This is a genomic window from Polaribacter sp. YIW18 (assembly GCF_057219325.1).
Genome location: NZ_JBXVVE010000005.1, coordinates 124,504 through 150,175, shown reverse-complemented (window position 1 = coordinate 150,175; position 25,672 = coordinate 124,504). Strand labels below are relative to the sequence as shown.

19 protein-coding genes and 1 tRNA gene are annotated in these 25,672 nt (G+C 33.3%); 13 read left to right on the top strand and 7 right to left on the bottom strand.

What is annotated here, in order from left to right:
• Nucleotides 1-10: 10 nt before the first annotated feature.
• Genes AC2D6T_RS07105 through AC2D6T_RS07085 form a run of 5 tightly spaced genes read right to left on the bottom strand, consistent with a single transcriptional unit; the run spans nt 11 to nt 7,027 of the window.
• Nucleotides 11-3,493 carry an efflux RND transporter permease subunit gene (locus tag AC2D6T_RS07105; RefSeq protein WP_484681000.1) on the bottom strand — a complete coding sequence of 1,161 codons (3,483 nt, stop codon included), beginning with the start codon at nt 3,491-3,493 and terminating at the stop codon, nt 11-13.
• 20 nt (nt 3,494-3,513) lie between these two features.
• The gene (locus AC2D6T_RS07100) at nt 3,514-3,885 is read right to left on the bottom strand and encodes a four helix bundle protein (RefSeq protein ID WP_484680999.1); all 372 of its coding nucleotides are present in this window, start codon (nt 3,883-3,885) and stop codon (nt 3,514-3,516) included.
• Between the two features lie 25 nt (nt 3,886-3,910).
• Nucleotides 3,911-5,077: an efflux RND transporter periplasmic adaptor subunit gene (locus AC2D6T_RS07095; RefSeq protein WP_484680998.1), complete on the bottom strand. Its 1,167-nt coding sequence runs from the start codon at nt 5,075-5,077 to the stop codon at nt 3,911-3,913.
• Nucleotides 5,078-5,085: 8 nt separating this feature from the next.
• Complete coding sequence (locus AC2D6T_RS07090) at nt 5,086-6,420, bottom strand: TolC family protein (RefSeq protein ID WP_484680997.1); 1,335 nt, start codon at nt 6,418-6,420, stop codon at nt 5,086-5,088.
• Between the two features lie 4 nt (nt 6,421-6,424).
• Nucleotides 6,425-7,027, bottom strand: a complete 603-nt coding sequence (locus AC2D6T_RS07085; RefSeq protein WP_298949567.1) for a TetR/AcrR family transcriptional regulator — start codon at nt 7,025-7,027, stop codon at nt 6,425-6,427.
• Nucleotides 7,028-7,154: 127 nt separating this feature from the next.
• Between AC2D6T_RS07085 and AC2D6T_RS07080 the strand changes: the two genes are divergently transcribed.
• The 5 genes from AC2D6T_RS07080 (at nt 7,155) to AC2D6T_RS07060 (ending at nt 14,805) form a co-directional block, all read left to right on the top strand.
• The gene (locus AC2D6T_RS07080) at nt 7,155-8,126 is read left to right on the top strand and encodes a polyprenyl synthetase family protein (RefSeq protein ID WP_484680996.1); all 972 of its coding nucleotides are present in this window, start codon (nt 7,155-7,157) and stop codon (nt 8,124-8,126) included.
• Between the two features lie 60 nt (nt 8,127-8,186).
• Nucleotides 8,187-8,260: transfer RNA gene (locus tag AC2D6T_RS07075), tRNA-Ile, on the top strand.
• 552 nt (nt 8,261-8,812) lie between these two features.
• On the top strand, nt 8,813-13,576 hold the full coding sequence (locus AC2D6T_RS07070; protein WP_484680995.1) for an Ig-like domain-containing protein: 4,764 nt from the start codon (nt 8,813-8,815) through the stop codon (nt 13,574-13,576).
• Nucleotides 13,573-14,013 (top strand): immunoglobulin-like domain-containing protein, encoded by a 441-nt coding sequence (locus AC2D6T_RS07065; RefSeq protein WP_484681062.1) that lies wholly within the window; start codon nt 13,573-13,575, stop codon nt 14,011-14,013. Before AC2D6T_RS07070 ends, AC2D6T_RS07065 begins: the two co-directional genes overlap by 4 nt.
• A gap of 279 nt (nt 14,014-14,292) precedes the next feature.
• Nucleotides 14,293-14,805 carry a DUF2779 domain-containing protein gene (locus AC2D6T_RS07060; RefSeq protein WP_484680994.1) on the top strand — a complete coding sequence of 171 codons (513 nt, stop codon included), beginning with the start codon at nt 14,293-14,295 and terminating at the stop codon, nt 14,803-14,805.
• 392 nt (nt 14,806-15,197) lie between these two features.
• Here the strand turns inward: AC2D6T_RS07060 and AC2D6T_RS07055 are convergent, their stop codons facing one another.
• Nucleotides 15,198-15,848, bottom strand: a complete 651-nt coding sequence (locus AC2D6T_RS07055; RefSeq protein WP_484680993.1) for a tyrosine-type recombinase/integrase — start codon at nt 15,846-15,848, stop codon at nt 15,198-15,200.
• Between the two features lie 201 nt (nt 15,849-16,049).
• Here AC2D6T_RS07055 and AC2D6T_RS07050 point away from each other — a divergent pair, with 201 nt between their 5' ends.
• The 8 genes from AC2D6T_RS07050 to AC2D6T_RS07015 all read left to right on the top strand — a co-directional run bounded on the left by AC2D6T_RS07050 (nt 16,050) and on the right by AC2D6T_RS07015 (nt 24,852).
• Nucleotides 16,050-16,499: a hypothetical protein gene (locus tag AC2D6T_RS07050; RefSeq protein WP_484680992.1), complete on the top strand. Its 450-nt coding sequence runs from the start codon at nt 16,050-16,052 to the stop codon at nt 16,497-16,499.
• 463 nt (nt 16,500-16,962) lie between these two features.
• Complete coding sequence (locus AC2D6T_RS07045) at nt 16,963-18,039, top strand: hypothetical protein (RefSeq protein WP_484680991.1); 1,077 nt, start codon at nt 16,963-16,965, stop codon at nt 18,037-18,039.
• A gap of 86 nt (nt 18,040-18,125) precedes the next feature.
• On the top strand, nt 18,126-19,751 hold the full coding sequence (locus AC2D6T_RS07040; protein ID WP_484680990.1) for a DNA modification methylase: 1,626 nt from the start codon (nt 18,126-18,128) through the stop codon (nt 19,749-19,751).
• 4 nt (nt 19,752-19,755) lie between these two features.
• The gene (locus tag AC2D6T_RS07035; RefSeq protein WP_484680989.1) at nt 19,756-21,243 is read left to right on the top strand and encodes a hypothetical protein; all 1,488 of its coding nucleotides are present in this window, start codon (nt 19,756-19,758) and stop codon (nt 21,241-21,243) included.
• A gap of 12 nt (nt 21,244-21,255) precedes the next feature.
• Nucleotides 21,256-21,558, top strand: coding sequence for a helix-turn-helix domain-containing protein (locus AC2D6T_RS07030; RefSeq protein WP_484680988.1), 303 nt, complete (start codon nt 21,256-21,258; stop codon nt 21,556-21,558).
• Between the two features lie 119 nt (nt 21,559-21,677).
• The gene (locus AC2D6T_RS07025; RefSeq protein WP_484680987.1) at nt 21,678-23,219 is read left to right on the top strand and encodes a T9SS type A sorting domain-containing protein; all 1,542 of its coding nucleotides are present in this window, start codon (nt 21,678-21,680) and stop codon (nt 23,217-23,219) included.
• 13 nt (nt 23,220-23,232) lie between these two features.
• A complete protein-coding gene (locus AC2D6T_RS07020; RefSeq protein ID WP_484680986.1) occupies nt 23,233-23,403 on the top strand; it encodes a hypothetical protein in 171 nt (56 codons plus the stop codon).
• Nucleotides 23,404-23,454: 51 nt separating this feature from the next.
• Nucleotides 23,455-24,852, top strand: a complete 1,398-nt coding sequence (locus AC2D6T_RS07015; RefSeq protein WP_484680985.1) for a fibronectin type III domain-containing protein — start codon at nt 23,455-23,457, stop codon at nt 24,850-24,852.
• A 365-nt stretch (nt 24,853-25,217) separates the two neighbouring features.
• On the opposite strand, the gene AC2D6T_RS07010 is transcribed toward AC2D6T_RS07015, so the two are convergent.
• On the bottom strand, nt 25,218-25,385 hold the full coding sequence (locus AC2D6T_RS07010; RefSeq protein ID WP_484680984.1) for a hypothetical protein: 168 nt from the start codon (nt 25,383-25,385) through the stop codon (nt 25,218-25,220).
• Nucleotides 25,386-25,672 lie beyond the last annotated feature (287 nt).

Sequence of the window (25,672 nt, the reverse complement as noted above, 5' to 3'; positions counted from 1 at the left end):
TTAAATGGTTTTATCTAATTTCTAAATTTTCTAAACTTTTAGAACCTTTTATCCACATCTTTAATTGTGTAATTAAGTAGAATAAAATTGGTACTACAACCAATGTTAAAAAAGTTGCTACAAATAAACCATAAATAACTGTCCAGGCTAAAGGACCCCAGAAAATTACATTATCTCCACCCATATAAATGTTAGCATCAAACTCATTAAACAATGTAAAGAAGTTGATGTTTAAGCCAATTGCTAACGGAATTAACCCTAAAATAGTAGTAATTGCTGTTAATAATACCGGACGTAAACGAGCCTTTCCTGCTTTTACCACAGCTTCAAAAAGATATTCTTTAGGTAAATACGCTGTATCTTCTAAATCTAGTTCTTCCTTTTTTCTGTCGATTAATAATTGGGTGTAATCAAGTAGAACAACTCCGTTATTTACTACAATTCCTGCAAGCGAAATTATCCCCATCATGGTCATCATAATAACAAAAGAACTCCCTGTAATTACAATACCTCCAAAAACACCAATAAAGCTTAAGAAAATAGCAATCATAATAATGGCAGGTTTAGAAACTGAGTTAAACTGAAAAATCAAAATAAAGAAAATTAACGCCAAACCTTTAAAGAAAGCACCCATTAAGAAGGCTTGTTGTTTGTTTTGTTCTTCTATTTGACCTGTATAATCAATACGAATGCTGGCTGGTTTTTCAGTAAAGTTTTTCATTTCTTCTTTAATCTGATTTACCACAGCTGCAGCATCTACATAACCAGGAGCTAATTGAGAATATACTGTAACAACACGTTTGGTGTCTTTGTGTTTTATCGCACTAAAACCAGAACTATTAGATTGTTTTGCAATTGCAGAAATAGGAACTGCTTTTACTTGCCCAGTATTGTCTCTAAACGTAATTGTTTGGTTAAATAATGCACTTTTGTTATATCTAATATCTTCATTAAAACGAACGTTGATGTCGTAATCATCTCCATCTTCTTTATAAATTCCCGCTTTTGCTCCAAAAATAGAGTTTCTTAATTGTTGGCCAACTTGTCCTGTGGCTACCCCTAATTCACCTGCTTTTTTTCGATCAACTTCTACTTTCATAGAAGGTTTGTCTTTGTTTACATCTATCTTTAGCTCATCAACACCAGGAACGTTTTTAGAGTTTACAAAAGCACGCATTTTTTCTGCAGTGGCTATTAATTCTTCATAATCTTTTCCTTCTAATTCGATATTTATAGGCGCTCCAGCAGGTGGTCCATTCGCATCTTTTTCAACAGAAATTAAAACCCCTGGGTAAATTCCTGTTAAGGCTTCTTGTACTTTTTGACGCAATTTTTCACTATCTAAACCACGTCTGTATTTATACTGACGCATAGAGGCTGTAATTTTACCTTTATGTGGCATTTCTGCAGCAGAACCACCATCTGTTTGCGGATTTCCAGCACCTTCACCCACTTGAGAAACAGCACTTTCTACCATGAAGTTTTTACCATTATCCATATACATCTCTTGGTTTAAGATGCCATACACAAGTTGCTCAATTTCTTTGGTAATTTTATTGGTTTCGTCAATATCTGTTCCTTGTGGATATTCGATATATACCACAACTTGATTGGGTTTGTTGTCTGGGAAAAACTCTATTTTTGTTCTTTGTGATGCAACAGATGCACCAAAGCCTCCAAAAGCTGCAAATAATAAGATAAAAGTACCTACTGTAATTGCAATTGGTTTCCATCCACTTAAAGCCGCTTTTAATGTTTTTTCATAAGTGTTTTCTAACCAAACCAATGTGTTTTTTTGAAAATAATTAGCGGCTTTTCTTAAGAATAATCTGTACACCCACAACATAATTGCAGTAAATACCATAACAGAGCCTAAACCTCTATACTCGCCTCCTACTAGTAAAATTACAATACCAAACAACCCTACAATTGCAGAAATGGTAATGATTCTTTTGATGGGCATATCTTTATCTTCGGTGGTCATAAACTGAGAAACCAAAACAGAATTAAAGAAAATAGCCACTACTAAAGAAGAACCTAAAACTACAGATAATGTAATTGGGAAATAAATCATAAACTGCCCAAAAAGCCCAGGCCATAAACCTAAAGGTACAAAGGCTGCAACTGTAGTTACAGTAGAAATTATAATAGGAAACGCAATTTCTCCAATCCCTTTTTTGGCTGCTTCGATTCTAGATAAACCTTCTTCATCCATTAAGCGATATACGTTTTCTACCACTACAATTCCGTTATCAACCAACATTCCAAGTCCCATAATTAGTCCAAACAGAATCATGGTATTTAGGGTATAACCAATGGCGCCTAAAATCATTAAAGACATAAACATAGACATTGGAATAGCAAAACCAACAAATAGGGCGTTTTTAAATCCTAAAAAGAACATTAAAACAGTAACTACTAAGATAATTCCGAAAATAATATTGTTCACCAAATCATCTACTTGACCAATGGTTTTGTCAGATAAATCGTTGGTAATGCTTACTTCTAAATTCTTTGGAAAATACTCGTCTTTGGCTTTATCGACAATGATTTTTATTTCATCTGCAGCAGCAACCATGTTTTTTCCAGCACGTTTTTTTACATCTAACATAACCACTAGTTTGCCATCTTTTCTAGCAAATGTGGTTTTGTCTTTTTCTTTAAAACTTATGGTTGCAACATCTTTTAAGTAGATAGAATTCCCTTTTTCAGACTTAATTACAAAGTTTTTTAAGTCTAATGGTTTTTCGATTTCTCCTAAAATTCTTATGGTTCTTCTTTGCCCACTTGCAATTAAATTACCAGCAGAAGAGGTAATGTTTCCATTCTGGATAGCACCTACAATATCGTTAAAGCTTACTTGCATAGCCATCATTTTATAAATGTCTACAGCCACTTCAACCTCTCTGTCTTGCACACCTCTTATGTCTGCTTGTTTTACTTCATTTAAATCTTCAATTTCATCTTGTAAATATTCTGCAAACTCTTTTAGTTTTTGCAGTGGATAATCACCAGAAATATTAATATTTAAAAAAGGAATCTCTTCAGACATACTTAAATCAAAAGCATTTGGGTCTACTTTTGCACCATTAAACGTAGGCCAATCTTCAGATGCTTTTTCGGTATCTAATTTGTCTTTTACCCGTTGTTTGGCAACTTCTACATCCATGTCATCATCAAATTCTACAATAATCATAGAATAATCTTCTTGAGAAGTTGAGGTAATTTCTACAACACCACTCAACCCTTTTAATTGGTCTTCTAGCGGATCTGTAATTAGTTTTTCTATATCTTCTGCAGTGTTTCCAGGATAGAGAGTGCTAATGTATATTTTGGTTTCTTTAATCTCAGGGAAATCTTCTCGAGGCATACTAAAATATGCAGAAATACCTAAAATTAGAATCAAGAAAATAGCAACATACATCGTGGTTTTATTTGATATGGCCCACGAGGATAGTTTAAATTCCTTGTCAGTTTTTTTGATTTTAGTCATTAGTCTGTGGTCTTTAGACGTTAGTCTTTGGTTTGGTTTAAATATTTTAATAAAGCTGTAATCATTTTTGATAATTCAGCTAATTTTTCTCTTAATATCAAGCTTTCATTTTCTGTAATGAAATTTTGATTATTAGCAATAGTTACACATATAACACATTCTTTAATTGAGCCTAAAGAGATTTTTAAAAACCTGCTAAATTGTGGGTTTGTATCTCCAGATCCTTCAGCTATATTTAAAGATATTGATGTTGCTGCTCTTATAAATTGAGAAGTTAATCTATAGTTTTCTTCTGATGGAAATTGTTTTGTAGTATTGTAAACTGTATCAACAAAATCAAGAGATTTTTGATAAACTTTTAAATCTTCAAATTTGAATTTTATTGTTTTCATAATTCTACAATCTACAGTCTAAAAACTACTGACTAATTTTTACTTCTTGCCCGTCTTTAACGGTTCTAGCTCCAGCTTCAATTAATTGGTCTCCAACTGAAATACCCTCTAAAATTTCGATAATATCTCCTTGTGTTTTTCCTGTTTTAACAACGGTTTGCATAGCAGTACCAATATTGTTTTTAATATTTTTTACTACGTATACATACTGTTTGCCTTCAGCATTTTCTGATATAATACTTTGTGGAATTAAAATGGCTTTTGGACTCGTGTAATCGTTAATTTTTAACTTTGCTGTTAAGTTTGGTTTAATACTTCTATCTTGGTTAGGTACTCCAATTTCTACTTTGAAAGTACGATTTGATGGATTGATAAAATTACCAGTTTGACGTACTTTAGTTTCTATAGTTTTGCCTAAAACAGGAAATTGAATTTCTACATCTTTCCCTTTGGTAATATTAGTGATATAGGTTTCTGGCACATCTGCCTCTATATACATGTTGCTAAGATTTACAATTCTAAATATTGCTGAACCTGGACCAGGAGAAACTACGTTACCTTGGTTTTTGATAACTTCATCAATAATACCAGAAAATGGAGCTCTAATGGTAGATTTATCCAATTGTTTTTTTAACTGAGCTAACGTGTTTTTTTGCGCTTCGTAGTTGGTTTTAGTTTGTAAAAACTGAATTTCTGAACCAATTTTCTGTCCCCATAATCTTTTCTGACGTTCGTAGGTTGTTTTAGCGAGTGCAGTTGTGGCCTCTAACTGAGCTACTTGTTGTGCCATACCACCATCATCAATTTTAGCTAAAATTTGTCCCTTTGTTACTTTTTGTCCTTCTTTAACCAAAACCTTTTCTAAGGTACCTGGCATTTCTGGGTAGATTAACACATTTTGTTTTGTTTTTACATTTCCTTGTAATTCTAAAAAATGTGTAAAAACTTCATTTTTAATTGAGAAAGCAGTTACTAATGGAGCTTTTTTTATAGTATCTAATTTTTCAATTTCTTTGTTAAGTTTCTTAATTTTTTGAGAAATATCTGCTACTTGTTTGTCTAACTCAGATTTTTTATTTCTAATTTCTTTTAAATTTTTTGTAGCGATAACATAATCTAAAGATTGTTCTTTTTTCTCTCCACAAGAAGCTAAAATAAGTGTAGTTAAAAGTGCTAAATATATTTTTTTCATGATTTTTTTTATTTTGTGATTGGTAAGTTTAAGGCGTTTTCTAAGGTTGCTTTTTTAGCAATAACATCTAACATAGATTGAATGTAATTTTGCTGTTGTGTATATAGTTGGTTTTGTGCTTGAAGTAATTCGAAACTAGTAGAAATACCTTCAAAAAACTTAATACGTTGTTTCTTTTCTATGCGTTCTGCTAAACCCACATTTTTCTTTGCAGTATTGTAGTTTTCAATACTTAGTTGGTAATCGTTTTTCGCTTTTTTAGCTTGTAAACTCAATCTTTGTTTGGTTTCCTCTAAACGTAAATCTGCAGTTTCTAAAGCTATTTTAGCTTGAGCCGTTTTTGCGGTTCTACCCAAACTACTAAAAATAGGTATGTTTAAACTAACACCAAATAATGATGATTGAAACCATCGTTGTTCACTAGTAAAAAAAGTAAACGAGTTAGAAAAACCTTGGGTACCATAATTCATGAAAGCATTTAAACTTGGCAACGCTTTGCTTTGTTCTAACTTTACCATTAATCTCTTAGTTTCTCTATCGTTCTCTGCAATTTTAAAGTCTATATGATTATTAAAGTTAAACTCTTGAGCTATTAGATCTAAATTTATATTAGTTTCTGTTAAAGAGTCTAGCGTATCTGTTAATATAAGTTTTGTGTTTATGGGATTTCCTATAGAAAGATTTAACATTTGATAAGCAATTTCTTTCATTCTAATAACATTGTTTAACTGATTTTTTAAATTACCCAAAGTAATTTCTAATTGCTCTACATCTTCTTCTTCATTCAATCCGTTTTCATAAATCTTTTTAGCATCATTATAATTCTTCTGAAGAATTTTTATGTTTCCTTGTAAAATAGCAATACTATTTTCTGTTACTAAAACATTTCCGTAAGCATTTACAACTGCTTCTCTGGTTAAGAGCTCTGTTTTTTCTTGTGCCTGATTAGAAATTTTTAAATATGTTTTAGAGGCTTGCAAACCTACTAAATAGGAGCCATCAAATAGTAATTGTGTTAGCGTAACAGAAGCATTTATATTTTGTTTTGTTCCAAAAACAAACTCTTCATCTACACCATCTCCATTAATGTCTGCAACAGAAATAGGTTGTTTTAAAAAATTTTGATAATCTACATTAGCATTAAGTTGCGGCAATCCAATGGTAGTAGTTTCCCAAACTTTTTCTTTGGCAGAATTGATATCGTTTCTAGCGGCTTTTGTGTTGTAGCTATGCTCTAGAGCGTATGCAATAGCGTCATCTAGAGAGAGACTCATTTCTTTTTCTTGTGCATTAAAAGCGATAAACAAAAAGAAAGTACATATAGCCAATATTGTTTTTTTCATTTGGTTATTGTTTCTGTGTTAATTGATTTTGTAGTTCTTGTAATCCTTTTTCTGTAGCAATGCCACTAATATGATATTCTAAATAGTTGTTCATAAGCTCATTCATAGAAAAGTTGGTTAACGGAAAAATCTCTTGATCTTTAATGGCAATCATTCCATAAAAATAAATTCTAGAAATAAACTCTACATTAATACTTTCTCTAAAAAGTTCTAATCCTATACCTCTTAAAAGATTCTCTTTAATTGTCTTTTGCATAACATGAAATTGTTTTTGCTTTAAAGAGGCATAAATTTTAGGGTAATATTTTTGCAGCTGATATTGTGGAGATGATTTTTCGTCTTTAAGATGTTTCATTACCATCCTTTTAATAGAAAAAATTTCTTCAATTGGATTTAGTTTTTGCCCACAAACATCATCAATACCACAACAAATAGCAGTAAACATATAGTCTGTAACACCTGCAACTAAATCAGTTTTGTTTTTAAAGTACTTATAGATGGTTTTTTTAGAAACTCCCAAATTACTTGCAATTTCATCCATAGTAACACTCTTAAACCCTAGGTTTAAAAACAAGTCTTTAGATATGTCTAATATTTTTTCTCTCATAAGTAAAGATGCAAATTTACAAAAGGAAACTTTAGAAACAAAAAAAGTTTCCAAAGTTTTAAATATTTTTTAACATTTGAATTATTTATTGAAAATTCTTTACATTATTTTTACAAAAAAATACAATTTGGACATTTTACATTATCAAAAAGAATTTCTAAGCTACTTAGAATCTAAAAAATGGGTGAGAGAACCTAAAAATCTTTACGAGCCAATAGATTATATTTTACAATTAGGAGGTAAAAGAATAAGACCTGTACTTACTTTAATGGCTGCAGATATTTTTTCTGGTGATTTTAAAAAAGCTTTGCCAGCAGCTTTGGCTGTTGAAGTTTTTCATAATTTTACCTTGGTTCATGATGATATTATGGATGCTGCACCTTTAAGAAGAGGGCAAAAAACAGTACACGAAAAATGGAATATTAATACAGGAATTCTTTCTGGGGATGCGATGTTGATTTTGGCCTATCAATATTTTGAAAATTACGATGCAGATGTTTTTCAAAAATTAGCAAAATTATTTAGCAAAACTGCTTTAGAGGTTTGTGATGGACAACAGCTAGATGTAGATTTTGAAACAAGAACAGACGTAACCATAGCCCAGTATGTTAATATGATTTGCTTAAAAACTTCTGTTTTAGTAGCAGCAGCCCTAAAAATGGGTGCAATAGTTGCAAAAACATCCGAAGAAAATGCTGATTTAATTTACGATTTTGGTTTAAATCTAGGGTTGGCATTTCAATTACAAGACGATTTTTTAGACACCTTTGGAGATCCAAAAACCTTTGGAAAACAAGTGGGAGGAGATATTATAGAGAACAAAAAAACATACCTATATTTAAAGGCTTTAGAAGTAGCAAATGAAAACGATGGCGGGAAACTAAAATACTTGTACAGGAAAAAATTAAAAGAAAATACTATTAAGATTGCAGATGTTAGAAGAATTTTTGAACGGAATGATATTCCTAGCCTTATTAAGCAAGAAATAGAGAGGTATACAGAAAAAGCTTTTGAAACTTTAACTAAAATGGATATAAAAGATGCTGATAAAGAGCGCTTAAAAAGTTTTGGTTTGTGGTTAATGAAAAGAACCGTTTAAGTTTTTTATTTTTTATTGTAAGATTTTAAAATAAATAGTACATTTGCACCCAATAATTTTGGTCCCATAGCTCAGTTGGTTAGAGCACCTGACTCATAATCAGGTGGTCCGAGGTTCGAGCCCTCGTGGGACCACTTTATAAACCACTCTATTTAAGGGTGGTTTTTTTGTGAATCATATTAAGTGTAAATAACTAACAAACAATACGTTATGTGTTTTTTATTTTCTTTTTCTCTATGATAAAAGATAAATATCCACCTCATACTTAAGACAACTCCATGTTTATGCATCATTAGATTTTTGTCAATATTGTCCAATATTTGTTCTTTTTATCACATTTGTTTGCAATTTGCAAACAAATGTGCATGGTTAAGATGTTAATTTTTAAAGTAAGTCATATTGTGTAGATCTCTTAAGTTCCCAGTGACTTTAGTTAACTTCTCTAACACCTTTGAAAAATCCAATTGTAAAATCTACAATTCATTTTAGAGTTAAAAAATCAAACCATAAACATAAATCTTCAGCAAAAAGTGATCTGATTTAGTCAAAAATTAAAATTAACAACAAATCAAAAAAAAAATTTATCTTAGCATTGTTAACTAAACACTCTCTTAACAAAAGACCACTTTAGTTTGAAGACATACAATACTCTAGAATAATTATAACTTATTTTTAAAAAAATATTCATGAAAAATATTTTTATAATATTTATGTTACTTTTTTTTAGTAATATTCTTTCTCAGAAAAAAGAAGACTTTTCATCAAATCACAATCAGTTAATTAATAAAACAACTATTGAATTAATTGATTTAAACAAAGAAATAAACTCCTCAAAAACTATTATTCCAACATCTTATGGTGATAAAATTATTACTTGGGATAAAGATAAAATTATTGATATTAATGGAATAATAACTATCAATGGAGTTGTTTTCGATAAAAGGGTAACTAATCAAGCTAATTACAGAAATGCTGTGATGACCATTGATGGTAAAACAGGAGACACAACCATCAAGTTTTCTGATCATGATGGTACTTTTACGATTAGACCATTGAAGCCATTTTCAAAATCGCTATGGATTGAGGAACCCAATAAATCTGATTTTAATGAATTTAAATGTGGTTTAGAGGGCGTTGATCTAGCCCAACTACCATCTCTAGATTATTCCCAACTAGCAAAGAAATCAGTAAAAAGTCCTGTACTAAGAACTAGCGAAACATGTGCGAACACGGCCAATGATGTGGGGTGTTCGGAAAAGGATGCAAATGGTAAATATGTCATAGATATTTTTATTGGGTATTCAAACGATGCTGTTAATTATTTGGTGCGATATGGAGATACCTACCAAGCTCATGCTGCTAGGATGGTCCAAACGATAAATCAAAGTTTATCTAACTCCCTAGTGGATAATGTTTATTTGAGATTGGTAGGAACCGCAGTTAAAGACCACAATACTGGGATTAATTTAAATTCGGATGGGCTTGCCTATGTATCCACCCTGTTTGAAAAAGAAATGATCGAAACGGGTGCTGATTACATTGCCATGTATCAAGAGAGGCTAAACCCTAAAAGTTACAATACTGCAGAAGGCTGGGGGGATACACAGGGAAGAAAGTCCTTAAACGCTATTGAATCCGAAAATGTATTGAGACATGAAGTAGGACACAACTTTGGGTCTTCACATTGCAGTGGAGGTAGTTCAGGATTTCCCTATGCAAATGGTTACGACAATGGAGTACAAAAAACAATTATGTGCGGCAATGAAATTTTGTATTATTCAAATCCACAGGTTGTACTCAGTGGCGGGGCAATAGGAACTGTAGGATTTAATGACAATGCAAGATTAATTCGTGAAAGAGCTTCTGTTATCGCCAGTATTGCGACTCATAGAATTCCTTATGGTTCCAACGATCCATGTTTTGGTGAAGGAGTTGTTGCAGTAGATTATCCACAACATTTTGGATCTTACCTTGGAAATAGAATTAATAAGGTTCAGATTGGTCAAATCGACAATAGTTCTTCCGATCCAACCTGTAATGATGATGTATTGGGATACAGTCAATTTAGAAATATCTCCACCACGCATGATTTGGGAGCTTCTGTTGATTATGTAGTTACTGGTAACTATAATTTTCCCAACTCTAGAACTCATATTTGGATCGATTGGAGTGGAGATGGTATTTTTCAAAATGCTGAATTAATGGCTCAGTCTACTGGTTTACAGATCCTTTCTGGCAGATTCACTGTTCCAGATAACATTAGCACAGGGCCTAAAGTAATGCGAATTAGGAGGGTCTCAGCTGATTCTCCCTATGTCCCCACACCAGTTTCACCAGGTGGAAATTATGAAGGGGGTGAAACCGAAGATTACACCTTTATTGTCACAGACCCCAATATCAATAATAGTGCCCCATCTGTGAACGATTTGTCGTCTACTACCTCCGAAGACTCACCTGTTCAAATTACGCTGGTAGGAACCGATGCTGATGGTGACCAATTGACATATTCCATTACTCAACCTGTTAATGGAGCGGCTGTGGTAACAGGGAATAGTGTTACCTATACTCCCAAAGCCAATTTTAATGGAGTAGATAATTTTACATACCGAGCTAATGACGGAAAAACGAACTCCACCTATGCTACGGTAACTGTTGAAGTGTCTCCTGTTGAAGATCCACCTGTAGCATCGGACCTTTCGATAGGTACAAAAGTAAATACCTCAACTGAAATAACCCTCTCCGGATCAGACCCTGATGGGGATGCGTTAACCTATACGGTGGGGAATGTATCAAATGGACAAATTTCATTGAGCGATTCTCAAGCTACCTATACACCAAATTCTAATTTTGTGGGGAATGATTCATTTACTTATCAAGTAAGCGATGGTAAAGCCACATCTCAACCTGCTACGGTAAGTATTTCCATTAGTTCAAATACGCCACCTGTGGTACAGAGTTTTTCTGTTACAACCAAGAAAAACACGCCAATAACTATTACTTTGATTGGTTCGGATGCAGATTCAGATAATTTAATTTTTACCATCACATCTTTTAGTCAGGGGACAGTTAGTCAAACCAATGATGAGTTAACATTTACTCCTAATTCTACTTTCAGTGGAATTACTTCACTTTCCTACACTGCTAGTGATGGATATACTTCATCTAATCTAGGAGTTATCACTATTGTGGTTGATGATCCTGATCAATGTTACGATGCATCACTTTCCCCTGTACAGCTCCCTATCCATGCCTTGCCGTTAAGTGGCGAAGAAATTTATCAAGTTCTAGTAGGCAGTATTAATAACTACAGTTATTCTATTTTATGTGAAAGCGGATACAGTGACTACCGACAACTTTCCACTACTCATAACAGAGGGGCTTCAATCCCATTTTATATAAATCATATTTACAAGTTTGATTTTTCTAGAACAGATATTTGGGTGGATTGGAATGCCGATGGAGAATTTCAAAACACCGAACTTATTTCAAGTTTTACCGGCAAAGAAAGTGTTACCGGGACTATTCAAATTCCAAGTAATGTTAGTTTAGGATCAAAAACGTTGCGAATTCGACGTGACTATCATCCTAATCCATATACCCCAAGTGCGGTTTCCTCTACAGGATATAATGGTGGAGAAACGGAAGACTATACAATCGTAGTTCAAAGCACCTTTTCTACCAACTCTTTTTCTATTTCAACAGAGGAAGATACTCCAATCAGTGTGGAACTAGCGGTCACAGGTGAAAGTCAAAATTCGTTGACATATTCTACAGTCACCCAGCCTCAACATGGAACAGTTTCCATTTCGGATAACATGGCTTTGTATAGCCCCAATGCAAATTACTTCGGACCAGATGCCTTTACATTCAAGGCCTATAATGGGTCAGTGGATAGTAATATTTCAACCATATCCGTTACTATTTCTTCAGTAAATGACCCCCCTTTAACAGCAGCTATTTCAAAAACAGTCAAAAAGCAGGTGCCCTCCTCAATTGACTTGCTAGGATCAGATGGTGATGGTGACAACTTAACCTATTCTATAGTTAGTGGTCCTACCAATGGAACAGCTGTCCTTTCAGGAAGTGTGTTAACGTATACTAGTGACTCTGGAGACTTTACTTCAGATTTGCTAACCTACAAAACAAACGATGGAACTGTCGATAGTAATGTGTCTATTATTTCAATCTCTATTGTCAATGATTTCTCAGATTCCAGCTGTGGCCCTCCATTGGAGCAGATCAATCAGGAGGCATTGGATAATTATAAGAATGACAACAGTAAAAATTTTCTTCCTATTCCTTCTGGATTAAGTAATCGAGCCTGGGTAGGATCTAAGATTGGCGTAACACTTGCTCAGATCGAAGAGAATTTTACTGCGGCTAGGAATTTGGATCCAACGGTATATGCCGCTTACAAATCGTTTGAGTTCCCTTCAAATTTAAAATTAAAGGTTTGTCCCAACGAAGGTGAGGTGTGTTCAGAAAGCGAAAAAATAGAGAAGTGGTTTCTACTTAGCTACCAAGAAAAAGCTCTGTTTCTGCTAAACTCCGAACGTGTGGCTAGAGGGCTTCCCACATTTCAAGGGGTAAGTACCGAGTTAGTAGCTATTGCTCAGCAATACGCAGATGCGCTTGCACAAAATAATAATGGGTTGTCCCATAATCTTCCACTGACGCTTAATGGAATAAATACAAATACTCCTTGGGAAAGAATTGATTCAGACCTATCGCTAAAGAATAATATTGAATTCTATGGTTTTTCGGAAAACCTTGCCTACCTGGCAAATAATCCCACAGAAAGTAATATTCCGATAGAACAGGCTATTTATTCTTGGAATTATGACGATGTTTCATCTAATTGGGGACATAGAAACTTTAATTTATCCATCCTAAATGATAACTCAGGTAATGAGTTTGAAGAAGGTTTGTTGGGTTTTGGGGTGAAAAAGGTAATTGAATCAGATGGTTGGATTAAATATTATTTGGTAATGAATGCTATAGATCCAAAAGTAACTTTTGACTTAAATTCTGTATTAATTTATTGTGATAGATTAGTCTCTGATGAAGTTCCAACAATTACTTTAGTAGGAGAAGCTACAGTTGAGATAGAAGTTGGAAGTACTTACACAGATGCAGGAGCTACCGCTTCGGATAATTATGATGGAGATATTACAGATGATATTGTAACTGTAAATAATGTTGATACCTCGACTATTGGAACATATTCAGTTACTTATAACGTTAGTGATGCTAACAACAATGCTGCTGTTCAAGTAACCAGAACTGTGAATGTGGTAGACACCACCTCCCCAGTAATTACTTTAGTAGGAGAAGCTACAGTTGAGATAGAAGTTGGAAGTACTTACACAGATGCAGGAGCTACCGCTTCGGATAATTATGATGGAGATATTACAGATGATATTGTAACTGTAAATAATGTTNTGAGATAGAAGTTGGAAGTACTTACACAGATGCAGGAGCTACCGCTTCGGATAATTATGATGGAGATATTACAGATGATATTGTAACTGTAAATAATGTTGATACCTCGACTATTGGAACATATTCAGTTACTTATAACGTTAGTGATGCTAACAACAATGCTGCTGTTCAAGTAACCAGAACTGTAATTATCGAATCAAATCTATCAATTGCAGAGAATACTAATTATAAGTTAAAAGTTTATCCAAACCCAGTAAAAGGTAAACTGTTTATATCCGGGAATAAAACTCCAATATCTATTGCTATTTTCAATATGTTAGGCAATGAAATAATTTCTATAAAGAATACAAATAATATCAATGTACAAGCATTGCCAAGTGGTGTGTATATGATTAGGATATCGGATGGTATTCAACAAACTGTTCAAAAGTTTATCAAGAACTAAACGTGTGAATCGTCTGATTCATAAGTTTCATCAAATGTTATTTTATGAGCCAAATACGACTGAACTTAGAAGTCTGTGGGATTTTAAAAACACTGATCAAAAAGATATGATATATATTATTTTCTATCAAACTATTGATATGAGACGAATCTTTTCAGAGAATAAAGAAGTTTTCATCTAAAGTGAGGAGCTTTCTAACAAGGATTTAATTGTAAATCGTCAGCAAAAAGTGTACTAATTTAGACAAAAATTAAGAGAGTGTTTTCAAAATCATTAAATTTGAAATCTTATGAAAATACCCAAGAAACTCCCACATCTGAATTAGAACACAGAGAATACATTGCAGATCCAACTGAAGACCCGAGAATTGGATTTATAGAACAACTGATTCATGATTGTGGGACTTTGGGAGACATATTGGTATACAATATTAGTTTTGAGAGAAGGAAACTCAATGATCTAATCGATGTATTCCCTGAGTATTCTAATGAGTTGAAAGGGATCGTAAATCGTCTAAAAGACCTAATGATTCCGTTTCAACAGAAGTGGTACTATACCCCCGAAATGAGAGGGAGTTATTCCATAAAGTCTGAACTCCCTGCGTTAGTTCCTGAACTATCCTATAACGACCTTGAGATCAAAGAGGGAGGTGCAGCATCTAATACATTTCTTTCCATGGTAACCGGATCATTTGAAGGAGATGTTGAAGAAAAAAGGAGACAACTCCTTGAGTATTGTAAGTTGGACACCTTTGCGATGGTTCGGATTCTTGACAAACTTCGGCAGGTATAAAGAAGTCAAAATTCTGGCAAAATTTGGCAAAATTTTTTTCGGCAGAATTGTCATAAATCATTGACCCCTACTTTTTGACCCCCTTGAAGCCTTTTTTAATAGGGGATACGGCAGGCCGGAAGGAAGGAAAGGAGGCCACCCGGAACATGATAAAAAACTGAGTACTCGAACCAGTGACTTTTCGAATTTTTAATCGGCAATGCCGAAAACTATCTAATCCTAATGGTTCGGATCATGGGCCACTTTATTGAGTTGGAAGGTATTTTTAATCTTGACTTAAAGTCCACCTACTACTGCCGTAAAGAATTCTCCTGATCTGAAGTTAGACTCACTTCAGGTTTCCATTTTAATCTATCACTTTTTTAGACTACACTTTAATTTGTGAGTTTTTTTCACAGACTCAAACTCTCATAAACACCCATCACCTCTTTTTCTCTGATACCAAGATATCTTTTTGTAATTCCCATTGAAGAATGACCAAAGAGTTCCATTAACAGAACAATAGACTGGTTGGAGTAGTTATTTAATTTAAGAACTCTGTTTCCAAGTGTTTTGCGAAACATGTGGGTGGATACATTCCCATCAACATGTACTTTATACTGTCTAAATATTTTTTTTAGGGAAACGTTTACCCATGATTTATCAATGGGTTTGGTTCCATACTTGTTTAAAAATATAAACTGATTGTCGTCATCTATCAGTTGTTTTCGTTTGACACGAGATATTATTTCGAGTAAATCTTGATTTAATTTAATTCTTCGTGTCTTCTTTGTCTTTTGTTCCACTATTATTAAAATATCTCCCCCTGAAAAGTCGGTGTACCTTAATTTAAGTATGTCTCCTATTCGTAAACCCGTAAATACACCAATGGAAATCAATAGACAGTATTTGTAGTTCCCATCTCGTTCCAATTTAGCAATTAGTGATTTAAAATCATCCCATGTAATCGCACCGGTTGTTGTTCGTTGACCTTGTAGTGACATTTTTAAGTTTTTATTAATTAACAAGGCTAACATAAGCGCAAAACTTAGATAATGCGGCATTTTTTTATGAAAGTATAAGGTGGGTGAGTCTTTCAATAGGTCATAATCACTGTAACTTATTGCTGGTAAAGGGATAAGAGAATTTTGATAAACTTATACTTAATACAAAAGTATAAGCAAATAACTTTTCAAATCAATTTTAGGCAAATTAAAATTCTCGCTGTAGATTCCGGTTATGGAACTCAACATTTACTTAATATAATGAATACCTTTTTCACTATTTATTTTACAGTTGTTGGAGGGTTGTTTATATTAACCTTGATAAGTGAGATTATTAAATTTTTGATTGGTGAGGGTGAAGACTGGCAACATGAGTTGGCAAATGATGTTTTGAATTGGTGTTTAGAACTATATCCAATTAGAAAACAAAAACCACTACTGACTTTAGTTGAGGGTAAATCTCATTTGGCCGGTGAGTATTGTTACTACAACAACACAATAACAATTTATAGAGATAATAATGTAATACGGAGAGAACTAATCAATACCGTTATCCATGAGTATTTCCATTATTACCTGATTACCTCAGAATCGAAGACTAAACTCTACCAGGACCAGTTGGAACAATTCTCATTGGCACATCATCCACAAGAAATCCTTTGTAACACCATGGGAGAAACTCTCACAAAGGTCTATTTGAAACAAAATTAAAATGAGGGTTACTTGATAAAAGGATCAATCCCCAACGAGTTTATGCCGATTACAATTCTTTTGGATCTAATAGTAAAAATCTAATTGGCAATATCCTAATCTAAGAATTCAACTTATTATCCTCAAAGTGAGTTAATCCACTCTTCGAGATCATTTTTACGACAGTTTTTTGGAAACCCATCATCTATCGATTTCTGAATTGATTCTCGAATAAACGTTGACTTTGATTTTCGATCTCTGACCAACGTTTCAAGAAGTCTGAGGTATTGGTTTTTATCTATCCTTAAGGTGAGCATTACATCCTTGTTGTTTTTCATATTCTCTTTTAATATAAATATGTAATACAGAGAGAAAAGACAGAATTGCTAAAAAGAAATTGTTTTGCTAAATTTACCCGTTAATAAATCTCTTATTTAATTTGAAAGTTAATATTGTACATCTAAGTCATAGAAATAGGGAGAGCATGGATAAAGCCATGGAAATTCTCACAAGTCAGATAGGTCCTTTGAAGTTCAACTTAATTGAGTTTTCTAATAAGACCGAGTACTTCGACTTTCATAATACTCTAAATAAAATCACTCTAGATAATTTAAAGTCATTATCAGATTTAGTAAGAAATGAAGAAAGATTAGATTCAGATGAATTTGTTGTCATTGTCTCATCTAAACCCCTTGATACTCCAAATAAAAAACTAAAGACAATTAAGGAATGGATAAGTTTCTATCAAGACAAAAATATAATTATCAAGTCAAGTGGTTGGGATAAGGTGACTGAGAATCGACCGCACTTAGGTCTTGCTCATCAAATAATTGAAAATTTATTCCAAAACCTAAGTGAAGTTGATTTGGAATCTATTAAACTGAATGATTTTATCCACATGGAAGTGGAGCCTTGTATAAATTCATTCTGTGAAAATTTGAAGGAAACAAAATTCAAAATAAGTTCGGGTCATATTTGTTTCTATTGTCTAAACAATGCCACATACATTGTCCAAAATCATGTAATTGTTCAAATAAAGTCAATACTTAATCAGATTAGTGAAGAATATAATGACAACTACATTTTTGATTATACTGATGAGCAACTTACAATTGAGGTTAAGCCACAGACATATGACATCTACATTGGAGGTAATAAATTCCATTTTGATGTCAGAGCAAAGAAGACCAAAATAACCTATCTATATTATCTAATTAATCATGGTAAAAAAATAGGTTTAACAGATTTTAATGGATATCGTAACTATCATGATGCTCGTCAAAAATTCAAATCATTGCATGAGAAATTATCTGGTGTGATATATGATGAAGAAATTGATAGTTATCTGGCAGATATGCCACAAAGACACACAAAAATTAATAAAAGAATGATTAACTACATTCCCTCTGAAGAAATCTCTAAAAAGTATCGAATTATTTCATCAACAGAAATCGAAGGGGAGGGTAATAAATCATCAGTTGTTACATCTTATTATATAGACGTTGCAGATAATCATCTAATTATCCCTAAAGACCTTCTTGAATTTAGAGTCTCAGGTTAACTCACTTTAATGAAGTGCAGTCCTGCACTTTGCTATTAACTATTCCATTCACAATTTCTTTGTGGTATAATTTTAAATTTTATATCATGAAAAATTCAATGGGACAATTCGAAGTCGTAAAAATCGATCAAATAGTAAAAGTTGAAGAATTTAAAAACTTCTACCAAATCCAATCAGAGGAATTCGAGAATCAATTAAAATCCTCTTTAGAAGAGGAACAGTTATTACCTTTAATCATTTCAAGAGATTTTCAATTAATTGATGGTTACCGAAGACTTAAGTTACTAAGTGCTTTAGGTCGGGAAGAAGTAAAAGTCCAATTTGTAGATGAAGATCCATCTATCGACCTTCGTTTATCCTTTAATATGTATAGAGTAAAGACCGCTAAAGATCTCACTAAAGAGGTTCTACAGGTTTTTAAATCGGTTGAGAAACGTCAGGGTCAAGGAAACAATGGAAAGTCTTACGATCGTTACGCGATTCTTAGAGAAAAACTTGATTATCGTTGGAAATCTCCCAAAGCAATCCGTCAGTTTGATAAAATTATTGAGAATGACTTTGAGAACAATTTATTATTAAATGGAGTTGTTACCAAAGGGTGGAATTTATCTGACTGTGAAAAATATCTGAGTAAATTAAAAGAGATTGATTTAAACAAAAATCATGGATTCACAGCAGAGTTAACAAAAGGAAACCTTACCATTAAACAAGTCAATAGATTTATTGAAGAAAAAGAAAACCTTCAAAATAATTACACAGACACCTTTGTAATTCCTGACAAGGCAACCACTTTTAAAATGAATTGTGTTGATATTACAGATGTTTCTGCATTCTTAAGAAAGATTGCTACACTATTCACATCTATTCCATACTACATGTTGCGTGGTTACGATAAAAATAATTTAAGCTCAGAATTGGGTCATGAAAACACCCCTGAGGAGTTTGCGGATAACATTGGGGAGGTTTTTGGGAAGGTTGAAGGAGTTCTTAATGAAACTTCAAATGTGTTTGTAAATATTGGAGACACCTATGATAATGGTTGTGCCATGGATATACCGGGTTTGGTGAAAGCAGCGATCTTAAAACATACAAAATTAAAATACAAGGAATGTATCATATGGTCCAAACCAAATCCCCATCCACAGGGAGAAAAAGTAAAAAGACCGATAAATCAGATTGAATATATTTTATGGTTCGTGGTTGATCCTTCAAAATCGAAATACAACTTACTAAAATATACGGATCAGGAAAAAGAGGTAAGGATTACGACTGGTGCTAAAGACGTGGATAAAAACGGGAATGTATCTAAGAAAACAAAATCACTCTCAAAACCCTATAAGAAGATCTACAACCACATTGCAGCTCAAGATGTGGATCATATGATTAAGTGTGCCACAGGTAAAAATAAACCAGCATACGATGCCTTCCCAACAGGTCACCCTGCATTGATGTCTGAACTTCTTCCAGTAATACCGATTTTAATGACAACAGACGAGACTGATTTGGTTTACGATCCTTTTGGCGGTGCTAATACCACTGGTAGGATTTCATTACTACTCAACAGACAATACTTGGGTACTGAACTTTCAACTCACTACCATAGAGTAGGTTGTAAGGTTCTTGAAAATACAATTGAAGAGATCAATCAGAATGATTTAGAGATTATCAATAGTGAGTACAAGGAAGTAGAAGAATTAACTGTAGCAGCATAAAATAATGAAAGTTTTAGTGCCAAATAATTTAAACGTACCTGAATTGATTGAAGAATTGAATCTCTCTAATCGAAGACAGAAATATGTTAAAGAGAAAATATATCATTTAATATCAAGAGTTGTGGCAACACATAAAAATATTAAAAAGTTTGATAAAAATGGATACACCGGATTGTGTTCTAAAGAACTCAATATGATCTTAAATAGAGACTATAAATTGATTTTAGACCTGTTAAAAGATAAAAATGTAATTGAGTTAGATGTCAATTATTTAAAAGGTGTGAGGTGTAATAAAATCAAGTTAAACGATCAATATCAAAAGACAGATAAGGTATTAAAAACCATAAGTAGAGAACATAAAACAGCACCCTCTAAAACCCAGTTATTAGATAGTTACTTCAACCATAACTTAGAAATAAAAAAAGGGTACAAGAATCATGTAAAACACATATACGATACCCTGTGTCAAGAATTAATAAACGACAACCAGTTACTGGTTCTAAAAAATAAAATTGGAATCTGGTTATTGACAATAACTGATATTGAAACCAATCAGTATTGGCATAATAAATCTACAGCCAATTGGAGATATAGTTCCACATTAACGAATCTTACCAAAACACTTAAAAAGTATTTAATTTATGAAAAACAATCATTAGTTCAAATAGATCTTAAATGTAGTCAGGTATATCTATTATCAAGTATATTAAACTATAATTTCTTTAAATCTAATAATGAGTTATCATTTCATCAAATAATGAATTCTTTATTATCTGATAAAATTATAAAAGATGTTATATCATATCTATTTTCTCCATTAATGTTTGCGCACTTTGAGCAAAGAGAGTATTTGGGGAAAGATGAGATAATAATTAGAGATCATCACGAATTCCAAAAATTTAGAGATGCACCATTTCAAGAAGATTTCTATTCACATTTATTTGAATTGGAACATGGAGTTCCTCCCACGGATGCTCAACGTAAATCAATCAAAAAGGATATCATGTTTGTGTTGTTTCAAAACAATAGAAAACATCGAGAATTGGTGGAAGGAGTTCGGTTATTAGAGAAGTTTTATCCTTTTGTAAATCAATTTATTCTCAAGATTATGGATACAATTGGAAAGAGAAACTTTTCCTTACTTCTGCAGCGTGTGGAGAGTTATCTGATATTGGATTGTGTGGTTCCAGAATTTCATAGACGCTGTCCTGCAGCTCCAATTTTCACAATCCATGATTGTATCATTACAACGGAACAACATAAGTTAGAACTAACGAATGTGATGTTTGAAGTATTACATGAAAAAACAGGTATTAAACCTGGTCTATCGGTTGAAAAGTTAGATCCCTCAGATCCACATGATGAAAATCTTATAAAGGAAATAAGAGATGATATCTATAAGAAATCAACCAAGAGTAGATTTAAAAAAATGAGTTGGTCCATACTGGACAAACATATCGAAACAACAAATGAATTTCTAAAAAACAACTAAAAAATAAAAATCATGAAAGAAGAAATAATACAAATATTGAATTTAACAAAAGAAGAACTTGTCGATATAATAAAAGATGGTGTAAAATTGGAACTGAACCGACAACGATCTATTGGAAACCCATTAAACAGGTTGTCTATTACTGGTGAGGACACCGAATATTTAACCCGAAATGAAGTTTCTAAGGTGTTAAATGTAACGGTTCAAACATTGAACAATTGGAGACGAGAAGGTGTCTTAGTTCCTCTAAAAATAGGTGGTAGGGTGTTGTATAGAAAAGAAGATGTGTATAATAACTCACGACTGGTTGCTTGAGTTATTTACCTTTAAATTTATTTAAAATAATTTAAAGGCCAAACTAAGTTAATTTACCATACCTTACAGAATTATTTATTATGATTTAATTTAATCAATTTTTCAAAATACTCCTATTTATGAAAAAGATACATTTAGTTATTTTCTTATTAATGTCTTACATCTCAGTAGGTCAAAATTTAACGGTAATAAGTGGTGGAAGTATCACAATACCCAAAGACAGTTATGTTTTTGTTGGCGGTGATTTTACCAACACCGCAGGCACAGTAACGTTACACTCTGATTCCGATGAGTTTTCATCGTTATTGGTAAGTGGTGCTGCATCTGGGGATATTACCTACAATCGCTATGTTAATGTAGTAGGCTCTGGTGAATGGGATTTAATAGGTGCGCCAGTATCAGGGATGGCATTTAGTACATTGATACAAGATGCCAATATTGCAAATAACGGAAGTGGTGTTTATGCAGTTGGTGCTTATGACAATACCACAGATACTTGGGCTAACGCAACCAATGCCACCGTAGGTAATTTAATGTTAGGGCAAGGATACCAAATGGCAACCACCAGTGGAGGCACCCTCTCTTTTACAGGTGCTATTGCCAATGGAGACCAAATTGTAACCATAACCAACAGCGATGCAGAGAATTCAGGAGCAGGAAGACGCTGGAATTTAATAGCCAATCCATTTGCGTCGTATCTTAATGGAAATAGTAATGCTGATGGAACAAACAATTTTTTGACGGTTAATACAGCCTCAATAGACGATAATTTTGAGGCTATCTATGGTTGGAAAGCAGATGGAACAGGATATGCCATTTATAACAACACAAGTAAAGCCACGCACATAGCACCAGGTCAAGGTTTTTTTGTTGCCGCTGCAGGAAGTGGAGAGAATCAAACCATCAGTTTTACCAAAGCGATGCAAACAGTTACTGGAGCCGATGATTTTGTTGCCGCAAAATCCGCTACGAGTTACGAATTGGTTTTAGACATGTATAGTGATGCTATTAAAGTAGACGATACTAAATTTTATTTTAAAGAAGGATTGACTTTAGGGTTAGACCCTGGGTATGATGCTGGTGCCTTCAATCAATTTTCAGGTTTTAGTTCTAGGCTTTTAGAGCAAGACAATGGGGTAAGTATGGATATCAATGCAATGTCTACAGAAGCTATGAATAATGCTATAATTCCACTTGTTATACATCAAGAAGCAGGTGCTGATCTTAAAATACAAATAGCAAACAGCACAATACCTGAAAATATTAAGGTATATTTAGAAGACACCACAAAAAAAACCTTTACACTTCTTAACAACAAAGATTTTAAACTCTTAGCACAAACAACCTTAAGTGGTGTAGGTAGGTTTTACCTTCACTATACTACAAAAACCCTTTCCACAGAAAGCGTGAGTAGTACCTCTTTTTTAACTATTTATAAAGGAACAAATAACAACTATATCACTGTAGAGGGATTACAGAAGTTTTTACAGCCAGCAAATTTTACCCTTTATAATGTATTAGGGATGAAAGTACTCTCAAGAAAGATCGACAACCCTTCACAGAAAGAGACACTATCTACGCTTGGTTTGAAGACAGGAGTCTACATCCTAAAAGTACAGGCAGAAAACATTGTTTTCACAAAAAAATTAGTCATAGAATAATTCAGCACTTCACATGAAAAAAACAGAAAACACACCTGATGTTACAAATGATATCAGTAGAAAAGAGGCCATCAAGAAAATGGGAAAGTATGCTGCACTCACAGCGATGGGCACATTTATGATTCTAAGTCCTAAAAAGGCACAAGCTGCATCTGCACCTCCAAGTCCTGGTGTTTGGGGATAAAACAACTCCTAAAAGATCAAAAAAATTATAAAAAACAAACTAAATAAACCAATGAAACAATTATTCACACTTTTAGCTGCAGTAGTATTAACTGCAACAACGTATGCCCAAGTGGGTATAGGAACGACAACACCTGCAACTTCTGCAGCATTAGATATTACTTCTACCACAAAAGGATTATTAATACCAAGAATGACTAATGCACAACGTCAAGCTATTTCAAGCCCAGTAGCAGGGTTAATGGTCTTTGTTACAGATTTTGATGGAGGTAGATTTATGTTTTATGACGGAACAGAATGGGGTACACTTTCTTTTGCAGAGACACGTCCAGACGCTCCCACAATTACGGGGGTGACATCAGGTAACGCAGAAGTTACAGTTTCATATACAGCGCCATCAAGCAATGGAGGTTCAGCGATTACTTCCTACACAGCTACCTCAACTCCAGGAGGTATTACAGCAACCGTAAATCAGTCAGGAAGTGGTGATATAATAGTATCAGGTTTAACCATTGGTACCGCTTATACCTTTTCGGTTACCGCTACCAATGCCATTGGAACAAGTGTGGCCAGTGGAGCTTCAAATTCAGTAACACTTTACCCTACCAATTCGCCTGGAGCACTATTAAGTGGAGATCAAAAAAATATAATTAATGCTACAAATTCGTTAAAAGCAATCGGTTTAACTGACTGGAGCGAGCTAATTGGATTCACCGATAATGGAGGATCGCTTTATGCAGAAGGATATTCGACAGACGACTATGGCATAAGAGAAACTAAAACATACTTAATGTTTTCAGAAAATAATAATTGGAATAGCAGCACAAAAGTATTTCTGGCAGAATATAATTATAATGCTAATAGCAATTTTGATGAGGTTAGTTTTTCTAATGGGTCATCAGCAGCTAAGACTGAAAATGTTACTATTTCTAGCAATCAGAAATATATATCGTATACAAATTCTGGAACTAATTATACTGTAAATATGACCATTGCCGATAGGACACTGCCTTTATATTTAGATTTGGAGCAATATTATAGCAATGCTCGAGGTAACCAAGTAAATATAACCTTTGCAGACCCTAATGATGCTGGATTAGTTTTTTATAATAATGGCGGCGGTAATTATGGGAATAATACAAATGGGAGTAGCACTATTCAGGTTAGTACAAATATAATGACTCCAGCCCTAGCATACATTGATGAAATTTTAGCGAATGGATCACCGTCCAGAGTTCTATGGTTTTCTGGAGATATGATCCATACACTGTATGATACATGTGGTTATCCCTACACGAATGATTTTGATCCTAATTATCCAGCACCACAATTTATTTCAAAAGCAATTAATGGGTATGCCACACATGTATCAGACATAACTAATGGATATGAATCTGTCATAGCAAAATATATGAATTGTAACACGATCTATCAATCAGTACCATATTAATAATAACTTGTTGGTTGTAATTAAAGGCTTTTGTCACTTTTAATTTAAGTAAAATTAATTTTGTGTTTACTTAAATTAAGATTTAGTCTTAGTGGAAGTATTACTGTAAATTGGAGGAGTAAAAGTAGATGATGCTATTATTCAAAGGAGGTTATTTAAATTATTTTGCAACACATTTATTCGTTAAACTATTGTCATAGTATCATGGTAAAGGTAGTAATTAGTTCAATATCAAATAAAAGTAAAACAAAGAGAATTATAAATTCAATGTAACGGATTACGAATGTATTCAAATCTAATAGGCTGTTGTAAAATAGCCTATTTTTTTATCAATTAACTTCCTGTTAAGGTTGAAGGAAGTTACATTACTGTTTCCAAGTACCTCCATACATGTAATTGGGATTATCTACTTTAACGGCTTCAAGACACTCTTTACAAGTAAATACCCATGCTTTGGGATTTTTATATTGTATGCGATACATCGTAGAAAAATCTACCTTACAAACTTCACAATGTTTTATTCGTTGTTTCATTCTTCACTTAAGTCATTAGTAACTTAACCTAACTTTTAGAACACAATATAACCAGTTTACAGTTATCTTTTTATACCTCCCGAGCAACCTTTGGAGCAACTCTAAAAACCAAAAAACCCGTAAATCATTGTTTATAAATGAGTTACGGGATAATTTTGTGGTACCTCCAGGAATCGAACAGAAGTTTATTTATCAACATAATTCGTGCACTAATATTTTACAAACTTCTCTAACACCAATCAACTTAAATTAATCTAAATGCCGCATAAAAACTGGGTTTATTTTAA

Excerpts from the sequence above, each read along its gene's own strand:
- AC2D6T_RS07105 (WP_484681000.1), bottom strand. The coding sequence starts at position 3,493 with ATGACTAAAATCAAAAAAACTGACAAGGAATTTAAACTATCCTCGTGG.
- AC2D6T_RS07100 (WP_484680999.1), bottom strand. The coding sequence starts at position 3,885 with ATGAAAACAATAAAATTCAAATTTGAAGATTTAAAAGTTTATCAAAAA.
- AC2D6T_RS07095 (WP_484680998.1), bottom strand. The coding sequence starts at position 5,077 with ATGAAAAAAATATATTTAGCACTTTTAACTACACTTATTTTAGCTTCT.
- AC2D6T_RS07090 (WP_484680997.1), bottom strand. The coding sequence starts at position 6,420 with ATGAAAAAAACAATATTGGCTATATGTACTTTCTTTTTGTTTATCGCT.
- AC2D6T_RS07085 (WP_298949567.1), bottom strand. The coding sequence starts at position 7,027 with ATGAGAGAAAAAATATTAGACATATCTAAAGACTTGTTTTTAAACCTA.
- AC2D6T_RS07055 (WP_484680993.1), bottom strand. The coding sequence starts at position 15,848 with ATGCCGCATTATCTAAGTTTTGCGCTTATGTTAGCCTTGTTAATTAAT.
- AC2D6T_RS07050 (WP_484680992.1), top strand. The coding sequence starts at position 16,050 with ATGAATACCTTTTTCACTATTTATTTTACAGTTGTTGGAGGGTTGTTT.
- AC2D6T_RS07045 (WP_484680991.1), top strand. The coding sequence starts at position 16,963 with ATGGATAAAGCCATGGAAATTCTCACAAGTCAGATAGGTCCTTTGAAG.
- AC2D6T_RS07040 (WP_484680990.1), top strand. The coding sequence starts at position 18,126 with ATGAAAAATTCAATGGGACAATTCGAAGTCGTAAAAATCGATCAAATA.
- AC2D6T_RS07035 (WP_484680989.1), top strand. The coding sequence starts at position 19,756 with ATGAAAGTTTTAGTGCCAAATAATTTAAACGTACCTGAATTGATTGAA.
- AC2D6T_RS07030 (WP_484680988.1), top strand. The coding sequence starts at position 21,256 with ATGAAAGAAGAAATAATACAAATATTGAATTTAACAAAAGAAGAACTT.
- AC2D6T_RS07025 (WP_484680987.1), top strand. The coding sequence starts at position 21,678 with ATGAAAAAGATACATTTAGTTATTTTCTTATTAATGTCTTACATCTCA.
- AC2D6T_RS07020 (WP_484680986.1), top strand. The coding sequence starts at position 23,233 with ATGAAAAAAACAGAAAACACACCTGATGTTACAAATGATATCAGTAGA.
- AC2D6T_RS07015 (WP_484680985.1), top strand. The coding sequence starts at position 23,455 with ATGAAACAATTATTCACACTTTTAGCTGCAGTAGTATTAACTGCAACA.
- AC2D6T_RS07010 (WP_484680984.1), bottom strand. The coding sequence starts at position 25,385 with ATGAAACAACGAATAAAACATTGTGAAGTTTGTAAGGTAGATTTTTCT.